13 protein-coding genes are annotated in these 16,710 nt (G+C 58.5%); 8 read left to right on the forward strand and 5 right to left on the reverse strand.

The window, feature by feature from the left end:
- Positions 1 to 422: 422 nt before the first annotated feature.
- Complete coding sequence (locus KGA82_RS21560; RefSeq protein ID WP_223452428.1) at positions 423 to 3,260, forward strand: EAL domain-containing protein; 2,838 nt, start codon at positions 423 to 425, stop codon at positions 3,258 to 3,260.
- A gap of 25 nt (positions 3,261 to 3,285) precedes the next feature.
- Here the strand turns inward: KGA82_RS21560 and KGA82_RS21565 are convergent, their stop codons facing one another.
- Both KGA82_RS21565 and KGA82_RS21570 read right to left on the reverse strand, forming a co-directional pair.
- A complete protein-coding gene (locus KGA82_RS21565) occupies positions 3,286 to 4,071 on the reverse strand; it encodes a sulfite exporter TauE/SafE family protein (RefSeq protein ID WP_008033636.1) in 786 nt (261 codons plus the stop codon).
- Positions 4,072 to 4,277: 206 nt separating this feature from the next.
- A complete protein-coding gene (locus KGA82_RS21570) occupies positions 4,278 to 5,027 on the reverse strand; it encodes a hypothetical protein (RefSeq protein WP_008044104.1) in 750 nt (249 codons plus the stop codon).
- A gap of 248 nt (positions 5,028 to 5,275) precedes the next feature.
- On the opposite strand from KGA82_RS21570, the gene KGA82_RS21575 reads away from it, so the two are divergent.
- From KGA82_RS21575 to KGA82_RS21585, 3 genes are all read left to right on the forward strand, one after another.
- Positions 5,276 to 6,424 (forward strand): aldose epimerase family protein, encoded by a 1,149-nt coding sequence (locus KGA82_RS21575; RefSeq protein WP_223416162.1) that lies wholly within the window; start codon positions 5,276 to 5,278, stop codon positions 6,422 to 6,424.
- Between the two features lie 505 nt (positions 6,425 to 6,929).
- Positions 6,930 to 7,751, forward strand: a complete 822-nt coding sequence (locus KGA82_RS21580; RefSeq protein ID WP_223452430.1) for an aldo/keto reductase — start codon at positions 6,930 to 6,932, stop codon at positions 7,749 to 7,751.
- Between the two features lie 29 nt (positions 7,752 to 7,780).
- The gene (locus KGA82_RS21585) at positions 7,781 to 8,251 is read left to right on the forward strand and encodes a DUF1810 domain-containing protein (protein ID WP_223452432.1); all 471 of its coding nucleotides are present in this window, start codon (positions 7,781 to 7,783) and stop codon (positions 8,249 to 8,251) included.
- Here KGA82_RS21585 and KGA82_RS21590 read toward each other — a convergent pair.
- Positions 8,216 to 10,576, reverse strand: a complete 2,361-nt coding sequence (locus KGA82_RS21590) for a DNA polymerase II (RefSeq protein WP_223452448.1) — start codon at positions 10,574 to 10,576, stop codon at positions 8,216 to 8,218. The two genes, KGA82_RS21585 and KGA82_RS21590, sit on opposite strands and share 36 nt — an antisense overlap.
- Before the next feature lie 335 nt (positions 10,577 to 10,911).
- Here KGA82_RS21590 and KGA82_RS21595 point away from each other — a divergent pair, with 335 nt between their 5' ends.
- Positions 10,912 to 11,352, forward strand: coding sequence for a CBS domain-containing protein (locus KGA82_RS21595; protein WP_007944798.1), 441 nt, complete (start codon positions 10,912 to 10,914; stop codon positions 11,350 to 11,352).
- A 115-nt stretch (positions 11,353 to 11,467) separates the two neighbouring features.
- On the opposite strand, the gene KGA82_RS21600 is transcribed toward KGA82_RS21595, so the two are convergent.
- Positions 11,468 to 12,091: a glutathione S-transferase gene (locus KGA82_RS21600; protein ID WP_223452434.1), complete on the reverse strand. Its 624-nt coding sequence runs from the start codon at positions 12,089 to 12,091 to the stop codon at positions 11,468 to 11,470.
- Positions 12,092 to 12,237: 146 nt separating this feature from the next.
- Here KGA82_RS21600 and KGA82_RS21605 point away from each other — a divergent pair, with 146 nt between their 5' ends.
- Both KGA82_RS21605 and KGA82_RS21610 read left to right on the forward strand, forming a co-directional pair.
- Positions 12,238 to 13,032, forward strand: coding sequence for a DUF4349 domain-containing protein (locus tag KGA82_RS21605; protein WP_207286206.1), 795 nt, complete (start codon positions 12,238 to 12,240; stop codon positions 13,030 to 13,032).
- Positions 13,033 to 13,209: 177 nt separating this feature from the next.
- Positions 13,210 to 13,650, forward strand: coding sequence for a phage infection protein (locus KGA82_RS21610; protein ID WP_223452436.1), 441 nt, complete (start codon positions 13,210 to 13,212; stop codon positions 13,648 to 13,650).
- Positions 13,651 to 13,728: 78 nt separating this feature from the next.
- Here the strand turns inward: KGA82_RS21610 and KGA82_RS21615 are convergent, their stop codons facing one another.
- Positions 13,729 to 14,823, reverse strand: coding sequence for a DUF1615 domain-containing protein (locus KGA82_RS21615; protein ID WP_223437041.1), 1,095 nt, complete (start codon positions 14,821 to 14,823; stop codon positions 13,729 to 13,731).
- A gap of 279 nt (positions 14,824 to 15,102) precedes the next feature.
- Between KGA82_RS21615 and KGA82_RS21620 the strand changes: the two genes are divergently transcribed.
- Positions 15,103 to 16,641 carry an FAD-dependent oxidoreductase gene (locus KGA82_RS21620; RefSeq protein WP_223452444.1) on the forward strand — a complete coding sequence of 513 codons (1,539 nt, stop codon included), beginning with the start codon at positions 15,103 to 15,105 and terminating at the stop codon, positions 16,639 to 16,641.
- Positions 16,642 to 16,710: the final 69 nt, after the last annotated feature.

Raw genomic sequence — 16,710 nt, forward strand, 5'->3', positions numbered from 1 at the left:
GCCGCAAAAGTCGCTTCATCCAAGGCAATGCAAAAAAACAGCAACTTCATAGCCGGCCGTCAGACAAATATGGATAAGCATCTAACACACAAGCACTTTTATTTGCTTTCCTGACCATTCGGCCAACAAAGACAGCAAAAATTATCCTCGTCGTCACGTTTTAAGCATTTCAATTCAACACTACTTTCTTATAAAATTCCCCGCCTTAATGGCCCCTGGCCAGCAACCTCGGAAAAGCGGCTCTCTCTCCCTTGAAAAGAAAAGCCCGGCGACACCTTGTTGCGACTTTTCCTGACATCATCCGGTACAGCTCCGAACACTGAATTCCTTTCGTACAATCATGAACTGCCAGCCAGGCACTTTCTGCCTGGATGCTCCCTTTACTAACGCTTCCCTATCTGTCCGAGACAGAGGAGGATTATTTGCTTCGCAAGCTTGCACTGCCTTATGGTTTGAGGACGATCCTGACGACTGCGCTGGTATTCCAGTGTGCAACTTTAGTCCTCAGCTTATGGTTAGTGAGCAGCAACCAATCGAGCATTGGAACCCTATCAAGTGTCGCTGTCGATCAAGTCGACGCAGTGGCAGAAACTGTTCAACACTTGATGGAGGCACGCCTCTCCCTGTCGCGAGCCAACACCCGCATCGTACTGTTTAATAAAATTCCGCATGAAATGGTGCTACACGCCCGCGCGGAACTGACACTGGCGAATAAATCGTTTGACCGCTTCCTCACACACACAAAGGTTGATGAAGAAAACCACATCCGAGTCCAGGCTTTAAAAGACGTGTATTCACGTTATGTGGAGGTGCTCAATCAATTGGTCAAGTACACGGGCGCTGGCGACGTCCAATGGGCACTCGCTCAGCCGGTACAGGACATTCAAGAGCAACTCCTTCTGGAACAAAAAAACTTCATAAAATACGGAAACAGCATCAGCCAGACTTCACTTCAGTCCATGGGTGACCGATTTAAAATATACATCGCCGCCGCTGCAATGATACTTCTCATGGTATTAGCAACAACATTCTTCCTGCTGTACATCATAAAAAAAGTAGAGAAGAGTCGACTTCTGAAAATTGCCGTCAATCGAACTGACAGTGCAATTATCGTGACCAATCCGGACAGCATAATTACCTATGTAAACGAGGGTTTTGTGCGCATGCTGGGTTATGAAATATCAGACCTGGTGGGGAAAAAACCGGACGAGGTATTTTATGGCCGCCATACGGATCAGGAAGCCGTCCTTTCTTTTAGAAACAGTATCCAGAAAGGACAAAGCCATACCACTGAATTACTGGTCTACAACAAATCAAAGAATCCATTATGGGTACGCGTGGTCGCCAATCCGGTGCTCGACCCACAGGGTGTTCAGCAGGACGTCGTGGCTATTGTGACGGACATCACCGAGGCCAAGATGAATGACGAGTTGCAGTTCAAGGTCCTCAGTGCCATGGCCCGCGAAGAGCCACTTCCCGACATCATGAAGTTGATTTGTCTGGAGATAGGTCGTATCGCTCCTGAAATCGGCGTTTCAATAAGACAATTTGATGAACAGGGCTGCCTTCCACTGGTGGCGGAATTCAACCTGCCGGCCGGGTTGATTCAGTCACTGGAAAGCCTTGCCGAAAGGTCCATCCTGAAAAAAATGGACGTGAAAGAAAGCATGATGCTGAACTTCACTGACCCTGCATCGGACCAGGGCGATTGCATCGATCACAAGCTCTCGCAATCGTTCGGTTTCACGGCCGGCTGGGTTAACACCATTCGCTCCAACAACGGACGTTGTTTAGGCACATTTACCCTTTACTACCGTGAAAATCACCTCCCTGCGGTCCAACATCACCGGCTGCTTGAAACCAGCCTGAAGCTGTGCGCACTCGCCCTCGAGAGGGACAGCTTTATCAACGATATTGAACGACTGGCCTATTATGACAGCCTGACGATGTTGCCCAATCGGCGACTGTTGATGATGAAAGCAAACTCAATGATTGCCAATGCTCAGCGCTCGCAATCATCAATGGCCGTGTTGTTCATCGACATTAATAAGTTCAAGCAAATCAATGACTCACTTGGGCACGCCGCCGGGGATTTGCTTCTGTCTGAAATAGCCAGGAGGCTTCAGGGTTCTGTGAGGGGCAACGACTTTGTCAGCCGGCTTTCAGGAGATGAATTCGTCATTATTCTGTCTCCCTCCAGCGCTGAACAAGCGATTGCCTTTTCAGAAAGAATGCTCAGCAAACTATCGGAACCCATGATGTTGGCCGATGTAAAAATTGCGCCCTCGGCCAGCATTGGTATTGGTATTTATCCAGACCACGGTAACGACATTCACTCGTTGCTTTTGCATGCCGATCAGGCGATGTACAAAGCCAAGTCCGCAGGCCGCCAGGCCATTGAAGTGTTCGACCAGGTGATCAACGATTCAACCAATGACGAACTGACACTGAGCCTGGCTCTCGAGAACGCCCTGGAGTCCAATCAGCTGACGCTGCATTACCAGCCCCAGATAGCGCTCGACGACAACCAGCTTTTTGGTGTCGAGGCACTTGCCCGCTGGTGTCATCCGGAGCTTGGAAATATCCCTCCAAATCGATTCATCCCCTTGGTGCGCGAGGCAGGATTGATGCCCAAGCTCAATCAATGGGTACTCACCGAAGCCTGCTGGCAGATGGCTCAATGGCGCGACTCGGGACTTGCCGTGCCTCGCATGTCGGTAAACATCTTCCCCGTCGCCTTTCGCGACAGAGCCATTATTGATCTCATCCAGTCTCTGCTGACAAAGCATGGGCTCCTACCCTCCTGCTTGACGCTGGAGGTCACGGAAGACTTCATACTGGACGCCACCGACAATGTCATATCGGTCATTACCGAGGTCCGTCAACTAGGCGTCAGCTTATCCATTGACGATTTTGGCACCGGTTACTCCAGCCTGAGCTACTTGCTGCGACTGCCCGTGGATACCATCAAGCTGGACAAGAGTTTTATCGACGATATCGAAAAAAGTGAAAGCGCCCGAACACTGGCGCAGTCGATTGCCGGGATCTGCAAGAGCTTGCAATTGAACATTGTTGCCGAGGGTGTTGAAACCAATGCGCAGCTTGAAATCCTTCGAGGCCAGGGATACCAGATAGCGCAAGGTTATTGTTTCTCGCGCCCTTTGGCCCCACAGGATTTGGCTCAATGGATCCGTGAGAGATTCCTTTCCATCGATGATAGCGAACGCTACCGAATCTCGGCTCCCAAGAGCCTGCTGTGAGATTTCAAGGGATGTCGTACAGAACCTAGAACGCCAGTTTGTAGCCGATCAGCACCAGCATCGTCGCCAGGCACGGGCGCAACACCTCATCCGAGATGCGTCCGGTCAGGTGGCTGCCCAGGTAAATCCCCGGCAGCGAACCGACCAGCAAGTAGCCCAGCACATGCCAATCCATGTTGCCCATGCTCGCATGGCCGAGACCGGCGACCAGGGTCAGCGGTACGGCGTGGGCGATTTCCGTGCCGACGAGGCGGCGGGTAGGCAACAGCGGATACAGGATAAACAGCGCCACGGTGCCCAGGGCGCCCGCGCCGATGGAGGTCAGGGCGACCATGGTGCCGAGGATCAGGCCGGTGATCACGGTCAGCCCATTCAAGCGTTTGCCGCTTGGGTTGTAGGTGCCGCCGGCGCGTTTGTGAGCGAAGTCGAGCAGTCGCTTCTTGAAGAAAATCGCCAGTGCCGTGGCAAACAGGACAAAGCCCAGCGCCTGTTTGATGATGGCGTTCATCGCGTCGGGGGACGTTTGCAAACTGCTCAGGAACCACAACGTCAGCGCCACGGCCGGCACGCTGCCGAGCGTCAGCCAACCGGTAATGGCCCAGTCGATGTTCTTGTTCTTGCGATGTACCAGCACACCACTGGATTTGGTAATCGCGGCGTACAGCAGGTCCGTACCCACCGCAGTCGCCGGATTGATGCCGAACCAAAGCAGGATCGGCGTCATCAGCGAGCCGCCGCCCACGCCGGTCATGCCGACAATGAACCCCACCACCAAACCTGCCACAACCAAACCGAAGTTAACGAAATCCATTAACACGCCCACAAAAACGCATGAAAAAACTGGCCCGCAGCATAGCGATTTTTCTTATAACTACTTATATCGATGCGGTCTATCGTTATTCCTGCACGCGCATTCCCCTGTAGGAGCCGGCTTGCTGGCGATTACGGTGTGCCAGTCAAATCAATGTTGCAGATATACCGCTATCGCCAGCAAGCCGGCTCCTACAAGGTCGGGGTTTACTGGACGGGGAGGAAATTGAGGAACAACAGGCTCTGTGCGTAGTTCAGGCCGATCCGCCGGTAGCGCTCGTCCAGCATCTGGGTCAGCAGGTCCAGGCGCGCGACGATCTTGCCGAACTCCACGGCAAAACTCAGGTTGCTGCCCTCCTCCGAGATCTCGTTGGAAAACAGCAAGGGCTCGCCGTTTTTGTTTTGCCGCTGGCTGAGGATCCAGGTGGCTTTCTCGATGTTGCGCGCGGCGTTGCTGACGAAGACCGGGTTGATCGCATCGGTCATGTAAAACTCCAGCCGATTGCCGTGAGCGGTGACCAGCATGCTGCCGATGGCGTAGATGAAAGCGCCGACCCGGTCGCCGAGGAACTCCGGGCTCATGGCGTAATTCAGCGCCGCCAGATCCTTCTTGCCCCCCAGCGTCGGCAGCGGTTGTTGCTGTTCGATGGCCAGGCGCACCTGTTTGCCGGCGGTGCGGGCGTCGAGGAAGCCGGACTTCTTCAGCTCCTGCGGGTTGCGCAGGTAGAGCTTGCCCATCAGCAGGTAAAGGCTGTCGAGGTTGTCGCGCATCGCCAGGGTGGCCATGCGGTCGACGCTGGTCTGGAGGAATTCCTGGGGCCTGCCTTCACGAAACTGGCTGACGATGTCCCGGCCCTGCTGCTGACTGCAACCGGTCGTGAAGAGCATCGACAGCACGGCGAGCAGCAGGCAATGGCGGCGGATGTGCACAGCGGTGAGGGGTAAAACTCGGGCCATGGGTGCTTGAACTTGGGCATGGGCCGGCGGAGGGGATCGCCGCAGGCTGACCAAGGGTAGAGCCGTGGATTGCGAAAAAGTGCAGAACCTGCAGTCCGCCCTTTCCCAACAAAGTGAAGGGTATCACCAATTAGTCATACTTTTTAATTGCAACACCGCACGATTCAGCTATAAATCCTTCCCTGTCGAATTAACAATCGACATTTAGTATGACTACTTTTAAAAAACAATAAAAAGGAAGGTAACCCATGCTTCACTCCAGATACCCGCACTACGCCCTTGGGCTGTCCCTGATGATCGCCACCCTCACCGCCCAGGCCAATGGTCTGTCCAGCGAACATAAAGCCTTCGGCAAAACCAATGACGGCACAGCCGTCGAACAATACGTGTTGCGTAACAGCCACGGCATGCAGGCCACCGTGATCACCTACGGAGCGACGCTGCAGTCGCTTGCCGTGCCGGACAAAAACGGCAAGCTCGAAGACGTGGTGCTCGGCTTCGACAACGTACAGGGCTATCAGAGCGGCAAGGCCTACTTCGGCGCGACCATCGGGCGCTTCGGTAATCGCCTGGCCAACGGTGCGTTCGAAATCGATGGCAAGCGCTTTCAGGTGCCGCAAAATGACGGCTCGAATTCACTGCACGGCGGCCCGCAGGGTTTTGACAAACATGTCTGGAAAGCCAAACCGGCGAAGGGCAAGGATTCAGTGGGCGTGACGCTGACATACCTGTCGGCGGACGGCGAAATGGGTTTTCCTGGCAACCTGACAACCGAGGTCACCTACAGCCTCAACGAAAACAACGAGCTGCGCATTGAGTACAAGGCCTCCACCGACAAACCGACGGTGTTGAACCTGACCAATCACAGCTACTTCAACCTGGCCGGCGCGGGTAACGGCGATGTGTTGCAACAGGTCGCAACCTTGCACGCCAGTCACTACACGCCGGTCAACGGTAAGTTGATTCCTACCGGCGAGCTGGCTCCGGTGGCCGGTACGCCGATGGACTTCACCCAACCCACCGCCATTGGCAAACACATCAAGGCGGATCATCCGCAGCTGAAATTCGCTGAGCCGAAACAGGGTGGCTTCGATTTCAACTGGGTGCTGGATGCCAAGGGGGACCTCGGCAAACTGGCTGCCGATGTCAGCGACCCGCAGTCCGGGCGTCGTTTGCAGCTCTATACCACTGAGCCTGGCGTGCAGTTCTATACCAGCAACTTCCTTGATGGCTCGGTCAAGGGCAAGGCCGGCAAGACTTACGCACACTGGAGCGCGTTCACTCTGGAAACCCAGCATTACCCGGACGCGCCCAATCAGCCGAACTTCCCGTCTACGCGACTGGATCCGGGCAAGACGTATACCCAGAGTACTGTGTTGAAATTCTCCGCTCGGTAAGACGTTGGGGGGCATCGGCGCTTGGGTGAATATCCATTATTTCGGTGATGGCTGATCGTGGTTTCGCCCTTACGGCGAGTCACTTGGAAGAGCCCCAAGTAACCAAGGGCTCTTGCCCCTTTCGTTCGGTGGCTCGCTAATGCTCGCCATGCCCTCGCTCCGGTCCTGCTCCGTGGGCCCGCCGCCATCGGCCATCCATGGCCGGGGGCGGCTAACCCGGCATCCATGCCGGGTTGCCCACTGCGCAGAACCTCCACTCGGCCTCTCGAGGGGGCGTGTACCTCAAGATCAAAAGCTGAAGGCGAGCTAACGCTCGGCCTGATGAGTGGTGAAAAGCGAAAGCAAACGCGATTCCCTGTAGGAGCGAGGCTTGCCCGCGAAAAGCGTCCGGACGGCGCGTTCATTCAGACAGCCCGCGTTATCGTTGACACCTACAGCCCGGGGAACCCATGGGCTATTCTGCTGCCAACCGAAGTATCGACCGAATGACATCAAGGAGCTTTGCATGCGGACTCTCGAACTGGCCGGCGTCAACGTACCGGTCATCGGCCAGGGCACCTGGCGCATGGGGGAAGATTCTGCTCGACACCACGAGGAAGTCGCCGCGTTGCGCCTGGGCATCGAGTTGGGCATGACCTTGATCGACACCGCAGAAATGTACGGTGAAGGGGGCGCCGAGAAAGTCGTCGGCGAAGCCATTGCCGGCCTGCGCGACAAGGTGTTTCTGGTCAGCAAGGTGTATCCGCACAACGCCAGCCGCAAGGGCATCCCCGAGGCCTGCGAACGCAGTCTGCGGCGGTTGAATACCGACCGCATTGATTTGTACCTGCTGCACTGGCGCGGCCAGTACCCCCTTGAAGAGACCGTTGAGGCATTCGAACGCCTGCGCGAGGCCGGCAAGATCGGCCGTTGGGGCGTGTCCAATTTCGACGTGGATGACCTGCAAGAACTGGCCTCCCCGGCCTGCGCCACCAATCAAGTGCTCTACAACCTTGAGGAGCGTGGAATAGAATTTGATTTACTGCCGTGGAGCCAACAGCATCGTCAGCCATTGATGGCGTACTGTCCCATCGGCCAGGGCGGGAGCTTGCTCGCTCACCCGACACTCAAGCAGGTGGCCGCCCGTCACGCGGCGACACCGGCCCAGGTAGCCTTGGCATGGATTCTGCGGCAGGATGGAGTCATTGCCATCCCCAAGGCGGTCCGACCTGAGCATGTGCAACTGAATGCGCATGCCGCGCAATTGAAGCTTGTAGCCGGGGATCTGGAGGCGCTGGACCACGCGTTTCACGCGCCACAACGCAAACAGCGACTGGCCATGGTCTGAGCCATCGCGGTTCTGTCAGAGGGCTTCTCATGAGAAGCACCGATCAGCTCGACGTCTTTGATCTGCAACGCTTTCTACGGGCGCAGGACCCGGTATTCGAACGGGTGAAAAACGAGCTCGTTGCGGGCCGCAAGCGCAGTCACTGGATGTGGTTCATCTTTCCGCAATTCATCGGCCTGGGCGGCAGCGATATGTCGCAACGATATGCCATTCACTCGGGCGAGGAGGCTTCGGCGTACCTCAAGCATGCCCTGCTGGGCTCACGGCTGCGCACCTGCACGCAGTTGGTGCTGGATATTCCGGAACGCTCCATCATCGAAATTTTCGGCCATCCGGACAATCTGAAATTCCGCTCGTCGATGACCCTGTTCGCGCAGTTCGCCCCGGATGACAGCCTGTTCCAGCAAGCGCTGATGCGGCACTTCCATGGGATTCCGGATGACTGGACGTTATCGCTGCTGGACTCAAAACAGGCCCAACTGCCCCCCAATCAGGGTTGAGAAATCGTCATCCACGAACGGCAGAATCGCATCCGCCACCGGTTGCAGTTGCCGGGTGACGTAGTGGTCGTAATCGATCGGCGCGCTACGGATCTCCAGCGGCTCGGGCCCGGCGACGGTGATCACGTAGCTGATCCAGCCGCCGTTCTGGTATTGCCGCGGACGGCCCTGTTGATCGTTGTAGTCGTCGGCGATCCGCGCCGCGCGAACATGCGGCGGCACGTTGCGTTCATAGTCATCCAGGGTCCGGCGCAAGCGCTTGCGGTAGATCAGGCGATCATCGAACTCGCCCGCCAGGGTCTTGCGCACGTACTCGCGGACATAATCCTGATAGGGCTGGCGATGGAAGATCCGCGTGTACAGCTCTTGCTGGAATTGCCGGGCCAGCAGCGACCAGTCGGTGCGCACGGTTTCCAGCCCCTTGTAGACCATCTCGTCAGTGCCGTCGTCACGCGTGACCAGCCCGGCATAACGCTTCTTGCTGCCCTCCTCGGCGCCGCGAATGGTCGGCATCAGAAAGCGCTTGTAGTGGGTTTCGAACTGTAACTCCAACGCGCTCTGCAGCCCGTACTCCTCTTGCACATGCACGCGCCACCATTGATTGACGTGATCCACCAGCGCGTGGCCGATCTGCGCCGCTTCCTGCTGACCGTGGGCGCGGCGCAGCCAGACAAACGTCGAGTCGGTATCGCCATAGATCACTGTGTGCCCCTGGGCTTCGATCAACTGGCGGGTACGCAGCATGATTTCGTGCCCGCGCAACGTGATCGACGAGGCCAGACGCGTATCGAAGAAACGGCAACCGCTGGAGCCGAGCACGCCGTAGAAGGCGTTCATGATGATCTTCAGCGCCTGGGACAACGGTGCGTTGTGTTCGCGCTTGGCGGTTTCGCGGCCCTCGGCGACCCGCGCGACAATGGCCGGCAGGCAGTGCCGGGTTCTGGAAAAACGCGCCCCGCGAAAACCGGGCACGGACTCGCTGTCCTCGGGATGCTTGAGCCCTTCGATCAGGCCCACCGGGTCGATGAGGAAGGTGCGGATGATCGATGGATAGAGGCTTTTGTAGTCGAGCACCAGCACCGATTCGTACAGGCCCGGCTGCGAGTCCATGACAAATCCGCCGGGGCTGGCCTGTGCAGGTTTGCTGCCGAGGTTGGGCGCAACGAAACCCTGGCGGTGCATCAGCGGCATGTACAGGTGCGTGAAGGCCGCCACCGAACCACCGCTGCGATCCGCCGGCAAACCGGTCACGCTGGCCCGCTCCAGCAGGAAAGTGAGCAATTGGGTCTTGGCGAAAATCCGCGTGACCAGTTCGCAGTCCTTGAGGTTGTAAGTGGCGAGCGCCGGTTTGTCCTCGGCGAACATGCGGTTGATTTCGTCCATGCGCTGGTACGGCGTGCTGATCGCCTTGCCTTCGCCGAGCAGGGTTTGCGCGACGTTTTCCAGGCTGAACGATGGAAAACTCCAGGTCGCCGAACGCAGGGATTCGATGCCGTCGATGATCAATCGCCCGGCGGCCGAGGCGAAGTAATGGTTGCGGCTGCCGTGCTCGCGCCACTGCATTTCCTCACCGCCGCGCCCCAGTTTCAGCGGCACCGCCAGGCGTCGGGCGTGTTCGTGTAGCACGCGCAAATCGAACTGCACGACGTTCCAGCCAATGATCGCGTCAGGGTCGTGCCGGGCGAACCATTCGTTGAGCTTTTTCAGCAGCAGGGTGCGCGACTCGCAATACTCGAGCTGGAAGTCGACCTTGCTGTCGTCGCCGTTGGGCGGGCCGAGCATGTACACCTGACGCTCGCCGCAGCCTTCCAGCGCGATGGAATACAGATCGCCCTGAGCGGTGGTTTCAATGTCCAGGGACACCAGCCTGAGCGTCGGTCGATAGTCGGGATCGGGTTTCATCTGCGCGTCGAGCAGCAGGCCTTCGGCATCGGGAGTGCCACCGAAGATCACCGGCGCGGTGATGAAGCGCTCCATCATGTAGCGTTCCGGTGGGCGTACGTCAGCCTCGAACATCTCGACGCCGGCCTTGCGCAACGCGGTTTCCAGGCGCATCAGCTGACCGTGTTGCTGGCAATACAGACCGAGCACCGGGCGATGCTCGAAATCCAGCAGGGCCAGGGGTTTGAGCTCGACGTTTTTTTCGCCGTGCAGCACCTGTTCAGCCTGCTCGCGCTGCTCGGCGGGGATGAACGCCACCGACGGTTGATGCGGCAGGCGAATACGCTGGGGACCGGTGTCGGTCGCCAGCCAGAACTCGACTTCCGTACCGGCCGGGGTATCGCGCCAATGCCGGGTCAGGACGAAGCCCCGCTGTAAATCCACCACTGCAACCTCACCTCTGATTCAGAGCGCAATTCTACGCGGCATTCCCGCCAATAGCAGTGAACGCCTGCTCTGGAATGCGATCCCTTGTAGGAGCTGGCTTGCCAGCGATGGACTCCAACCCACCGCGTTTAACCAGTCAGCACGCGTTATCGTTGACGACCATCGCTGGCAAGCCAGCTCCTACAGGTCGGTGGTGTGTTCGAAAATGTGAGGTTTATCGAAGAAAAACCGCTGAATGACGTTTTTTGCGCGTTATCTGCCGTTTTCTGCCTTGCCCTCGGCGCTCGGGTCTACGATTCTTCAAGAACAACGACAACACCCGAGAAGCCACCATGAAAACCGTCGCCCAACTGCTCAAGTTGAAAGATCAGAAAAATCAGGAAGTGCACCAGATCAAACCCGATCACATGGTGCTCGAAGCACTGATGAAGATGGCCGAGAAGAACGTCGGTGCCTTGCTGGTGGTAGAGAATGACGAAGTGCTGGGCATCATCAGTGAACGTGATTACGCACGCAAACTGGTGCTGCATGGCCGCTCTTCCGTGGGCACGCCGGTGCGCGACATCATGGTGTCGCCCGTCATCACCGTAGACACCCATCAAACCGTCGATACGTGCCTGGGCATCATGTCCGACAGGCGCCTGCGCCACCTGCCGGTGGTGGAGAACGGCAAGTTGATCGGCTTGCTGTCGATCGGCGACCTGGTCAAGGAAGCGATTGCGGAACAGGCAGAACTGATCCGCCAGCTGGAGCAGTACATTCGCGGCGAGTAATGCGAGCCCTGTAGGAGCGAGGCTTGCCCGCGAAAGCGCCGACTCAGTCAATGAACGTGTCGCCTGACCCAACGCCTTCGCGGGCAAGCCTCGCTCCTACAGGGGATTGCGGTGTTCAGGACGGCCAATGCCGCGCAAAGACCGGTGCCAACGTCGGATGCCGGTCGATTCGCTCAAGCCAGGCGAAAAAACCGGGCCGGGCACTGCGCAAATGCTCCCGGGTGCCCGCCCACCGCGAGATCACCGCCGCCAATACATCCAGCGCGCCGGGCGTCTCATCGCCCAGGTACAACTCGCCCGAGAACTGATCGGCAAACACCTCCCAACTCCAGTGCAACCGTTCGCGAGCGCCGGCCATGAGGTTGTCACGCGAGGGTTTGTCCGCCACGAGCAGCCAGCGCTCGGGGTAATCGATGATGCCGATCGCCGCATAACAATTGGTGACGATGTACACCAGCCCCCGGATCGCCTGATCGCGCTCGGCGGCGTCTTTCGGCAGCAGTTTCGACTTGGGAAACGTCAACCCGAGATGAATCAAGATCGCCGCACTTTCGGTGAGAACGCTGCCGTCAGGCAGTTGCAGGGTCGGAATCTGCTTCAGCGGGTTGATCTTCTCCAACGCGTGGGCCGCCTCGGTGGATAACTCGACGTCGATGAAGCGGTAAGGAATCTCGCACAGCTCCAACGCAGCTTCGATGGCAGCGGCGCCGGAGTTCTGGTGTCCGTATAGCTGATACATATCGCGCTCCTGGCGAGACGAACAGGTAGTCGGTAGACGAGCGGGCAAAGGTCACGTTCCCTGCCATTTGGCGGATCTATGCAGGTAAGATGCGCGATCCCGGGGCACTCTTCCAATACCCCCGCAGCACACTTCTAGGAAAGAACATGCGCCAACAGGATGGCCAACGCGCCGCACTTTTTCGTACCGTCGGTTTCATTCTGGCCTGCCTGGCGCTAAGTGCCTGCTCGCCAAGCGACCACTCGTCATCGGCCAGTCTAGCCGGTGAACAAGGGCGTGGCGGGGCCATGCTCGCCTATGAACACGAATTGCAGCTGTTGCTGCCCCAGGCGGAAATCGCCCCGCGTTTGCAGGCCACCCGTGAGGCGTGCGAAACCGCACGCTTCGGCGCCTGCAACGTCTTGCGCATCGAGCAAGGCGCCGGCCGCGCCGACATCACCTTGCGCATTGCTCCTGCCGGCGTCGAGCCGTTGGTGGCGATGGCCGCCGAGGGTGGCGAACTGGGTCAGCGGATCACCAGCGCCGAAGACCTCGCCGATGCCGTGGACGACACCCGCCGACGCCAGGAACGACTCAAGGCTCAGCAGCAACGCCTGGATGAACTGGCGACCCGCAAAGACATCAGCGTCACCGATCTGATAACCCTGAGCAAAGAGCAGGCCGGGATCGAAAACGATCTACAAGCCTTGGCGCAGATTGCCGCCGGGCACCAGCGGCGTCTGGACACCAATCGGGTCACGTTGTCGTTCCTGCCGACCGGCGCCAGCAGTCGCTCGTCGCACTTGAGCCAGGCGTTCAGCAACTTGCTCGACAACCTGGCCGAAGGCGCCGCCGATGCACTGGAAAAAACCAGTTACGCCCTGCCCTTCCTGATCCTCGCGTTCCCGCTGTTCATGCTGTGGGTCTGGTTGTGGCGCAAGTTCGTTCGGCGTCGGACCTGAGCCGGGCGTCAACCGCGCTCCGCCTGCCGACAACTGAACCATCACGCCTACGCACGGGGATTCAGCTGTTCCATCACTGCCGTCGATGTTCACCATCACGTCAATGAAGTTCTCATAAAAATTGTGCGGCGTACCATCAGCTCCATACCAAACAACTACACCCCGGAGCACACCACCATGAAACGCCAACTCTTCCTCAGCATCGCTTTCTCGGTTTTTGCAGTTAACGCTTTTGCCGCTTCGTCCGCTCACCCGGTTGTCGCTGAAGGCGGCTCGGATCGTTTGATCGAAAATCGTGTGGCCGAAGGTGGTTCGGATCGTTTGATCGAAAATCGTGTGGCCGAAGGTGGTTCCGACCGTCTGATCGAGAATCGCGTCGCCGAAGGTGGTTCCGACCGTCTGATCGAAAACCGTGTCGCTGAAGGCGGCTCGGATCGGTTGATTGAAAGCCGTGTGGCTGAGGGTGGTTCGGATCGTTTGATCGAAAATCGTGTGGCCGAAGGTGGTTCCGACCGTCTGATCGAAAACCGCGTCGCCGAAGGTGGTTCTGACCGTCTGATCGAAAACCGCGTTGCCGAAGGTGGTTCCGACCGTCTGATCGAAAGCCGCGCTGTATGAATGAATGGTTTTGCAGCAACACTCGACAAAAAACCCGGCCTCACCCGCCGGGTTTTTTTATGCATTTTTTGAGATCGGTCACTTCCCCGCCAGCGCCATGCAGCGCTGATAACGCTCGTCGACCCGCTTGGCAAACCACGCCGTGGTGAGTTTTCGGGTGATTTTCGGGCTCTGCAACGCAATCCCCGGCAATACCGCTCGCGGCAATGAACGGCCTTCGGCCTTCTCGGCCAATTCGAAAACCCGCTGATACAACGTGCTGTCCTCGAACTCGAGGCTTTTGCCCTTCTCCAGTTGATCCCGAATCGTCGGATTGCGCATGCCCAGTTGCTTGCCGAGGGTGCGCACGGCCAGTTCCGTGGTGCCGGGCATGATCGAGTCGTAGCGCACCAGATCACCGTCCAGCGCCAGAGGAATCCCCGAAGCACGGCTCACCGCATTCTGAAATGCGGCGTTTCGACTGGCGTACCAACCGGCGTTGAAATCGGCGAAGCGGTACAGCGGCTGCTTGTAGCTCACCGGATAACCGAGCAAGTGGGCGATGCCGAAATACATACCGCCGCGACGGCTGAACACTTCATGCCGAATCGAGCCGTCCACCGGGTACGGATAACCCCGCGCCTGCTGCTCGGCGAAGTCGATGCTGACCTGCATCGGCCCACCGGTGTGCACCGGATTGAAACCACCGAACAGCGTGCGGCCCATGGGCACCCTGCCGATGAAATCATCGAAGATCGCGCTCAATTCCTTTTCACTGCGCGCAGCATTCAATCGGTCGCTGTAGCTTTTGCCGGTGCTGGAACGTATTTGCAGCGCACCGCTCACCAGCAGGCCGGGGATGTGGGCTTTGGCGGCACGGCGGTCGATTTCCTCTCGAGCGATCTTGCCCAGGCCCGGCACCGGCGGGTCCGATTGAAAGGTCGACTCCTGCTCGGTGACTGCCAGTACGGAACACAGATTTTGCGTAGAGGGATAAATGTTCTGCGCAGCAAACGCCGCGTAGATGTCCGTGGCCCAGCCTTGGCGATCAACGGTTTTCGCCGGCAGCAGGCGCACGATCTCGGCCTTGACCTCCTTGGGTGTGCGGGCCGGGGCTTCCTGGGTGCGCTGAGTTCCGCAACCGGCCAGCACCAACAGCGCCGCGACGCTCGTGATCAATCGATTGGCTTGCATGGCGCTCCATCAGATCCGTTGAACCGGGTTAACCATACGATCAATCGCATGGCGCAGGCTATGACTGTGCCGGCGACACACTGTTCCCGGCACAGACACATTGAACGGTGGGAGCCGGCTTGCTGGCGATGGGAGCACCGAGGTGCATCAAGATGAGCGCGTTATCGTTCATCGCCAGCAAGCCGGCGCCTACAGGGTCTTTTTCCGTTGGGCGGGCTGTCTGACGGCCCTCTTCGGCTGAACCATACTTGAGCCAAGACGCCAGGGGAGAACAGGCGCATGAACCGTAGCGACGTATTGATCATCGGCGCCGGCCCCACCGGTCTGGTGCTCGCGCTGTGGCTGAGCAAACTGGGGATCCGCGTGCGGATTATCGACAAGACCTCGGCCCCCGGCACCACTTCACGGGCGTTGGCCGTGCAGGCGCGCACACTGGAACTGTATCGCCAGCTCGACCTCAACGAGGCCGTGATACACAAAGGGCATCGCGTGGCGGCGGCCAACTTCTGGGTCAAGGGCGAACCCGTGGCGCGCTTACCGTTGGGCCGGATTGGCGAGGGCCTGACGCCATACGCGTTCCTGGAAATATTCCCCCAGGACGAGCACGAACAATTGCTGATTGAACGCCTGGAAACCTTTGGCATCCGGGTCGAGCGCAACACCGAGCTGGAGAGTTTCGAGGAAACCGGCGATGGCATCACCGCGCGGCTGCGCCTGCCCGATGGTCAAGAGGAAACCTGTCAGGCCTGTTACCTCGCCGGTTGCGACGGTGCCCGCTCGCGGGTGCGCAAAACCCTCGACACCGGATTTCCCGGCGGCACCTACCAGCAGATTTTCTACGTGGCCGACGTGCAGGCCAGCGGGCCGGCGCTCAATGGCGAGCTGCACCTGGACCTCGATGAAGCGGACTTTCTCGCGGTGTTTCCCCTCGCCGGCGAAGGTCGCGCGCGGTTGATCGGCACCGTTCGCGACGAACGCGCCGAGCACGTGGAAACCCTGCGATTCGAAGACGTCAGCACCCGCGCCATCGAACACTTGAAAGTGCAGATCGAGCAGGTGAACTGGTTCTCTACCTACCGTGTGCATCATCGGGTGGCCGATCACTTTCGCAGCGGTCGCGCGTTTCTATTGGGCGACGCGGCCCATGTCCACAGCCCGGCGGGCGGCCAGGGCATGAACACCGGCATCGGCGATGCCATCAACCTCGCCTGGAAACTCGCGGCCGTGTTGAGCGGCGGTGCTGCCCCGCATCTGCTCGACACATATGAAACCGAGCGCATCGCCTTTGCCCGCAAACTGGTCGCCACCACCGACCGGGTATTCAGTTTTGTCACCGCCGAAGGACGCATGGCGGATTTGTTGCGTACCCGTCTGGCGCCGTTCCTGCTGCCGAAAATGGCTTCGTTCGAGGCCTCCCGGGAATTCCTGTTTCGTACGGTGTCGCAGATCACCCTCAATTATCGTGGAATGCCATTGAGCACCGGCGTCGCCGGGCACGTTCACGGTGGCGACCGCTTGCCGTGGGCGCATGATGGTGAAGGGGATAACTTCGGGCCGCTGAAGTGCCCGAACTGGCAGGTGCATGTGTACGGCGATACCAGCGACGAAATGATTGCCTGGTGCAATGAACATCACTTGCCGTTGCATGTGTTTGACTGGCGACCGGCGTTTGAAACATCCGGCCTTGGGCGCAACGGGTTTTATTTGTTGCGGCCGGATACTTATGTGGCGGTGGCAGAGTCGTGCTCGGATCCGAAGGTGATCGAACGGTACTTCCGGGATCGCGGGATACGGCCGTATTTTGGGGCTCGCGGCTAAACACAAATCCAAATGTGGGAGCGGGCTTGCTCGCGAAAGCGTCGTGTCAGTCAACATAGACGTTGAATG

This window comes from Pseudomonas sp. BF-RE-22, from assembly GCF_019956155.1.
GTDB classification, from domain to species: domain Bacteria; phylum Pseudomonadota; class Gammaproteobacteria; order Pseudomonadales; family Pseudomonadaceae; genus Aquipseudomonas; species Aquipseudomonas migulae.

Bases quoted from the DNA above. Each gene is read 5' to 3' on its own strand.
- KGA82_RS21565 (WP_008033636.1), bottom strand. From the start codon at position 4,071: ATGGATTTCGTTAACTTCGGTTTGGTTGTGGCAGGTTTGGTGGTGGGG.
- KGA82_RS21570 (WP_008044104.1), bottom strand. From the start codon at position 5,027: ATGGCCCGAGTTTTACCCCTCACCGCTGTGCACATCCGCCGCCATTGC.
- KGA82_RS21575 (WP_223416162.1), top strand. From the start codon at position 5,276: ATGCTTCACTCCAGATACCCGCACTACGCCCTTGGGCTGTCCCTGATG.
- KGA82_RS21580 (WP_223452430.1), top strand. From the start codon at position 6,930: ATGCGGACTCTCGAACTGGCCGGCGTCAACGTACCGGTCATCGGCCAG.
- KGA82_RS21585 (WP_223452432.1), top strand. From the start codon at position 7,781: ATGAGAAGCACCGATCAGCTCGACGTCTTTGATCTGCAACGCTTTCTA.
- KGA82_RS21595 (WP_007944798.1), top strand. From the start codon at position 10,912: ATGAAAACCGTCGCCCAACTGCTCAAGTTGAAAGATCAGAAAAATCAG.
- KGA82_RS21600 (WP_223452434.1), bottom strand. From the start codon at position 12,091: ATGTATCAGCTATACGGACACCAGAACTCCGGCGCCGCTGCCATCGAA.
- KGA82_RS21605 (WP_207286206.1), top strand. From the start codon at position 12,238: ATGCGCCAACAGGATGGCCAACGCGCCGCACTTTTTCGTACCGTCGGT.
- KGA82_RS21610 (WP_223452436.1), top strand. From the start codon at position 13,210: ATGAAACGCCAACTCTTCCTCAGCATCGCTTTCTCGGTTTTTGCAGTT.
- KGA82_RS21615 (WP_223437041.1), bottom strand. From the start codon at position 14,823: ATGCAAGCCAATCGATTGATCACGAGCGTCGCGGCGCTGTTGGTGCTG.
- KGA82_RS21620 (WP_223452444.1), top strand. From the start codon at position 15,103: ATGAACCGTAGCGACGTATTGATCATCGGCGCCGGCCCCACCGGTCTG.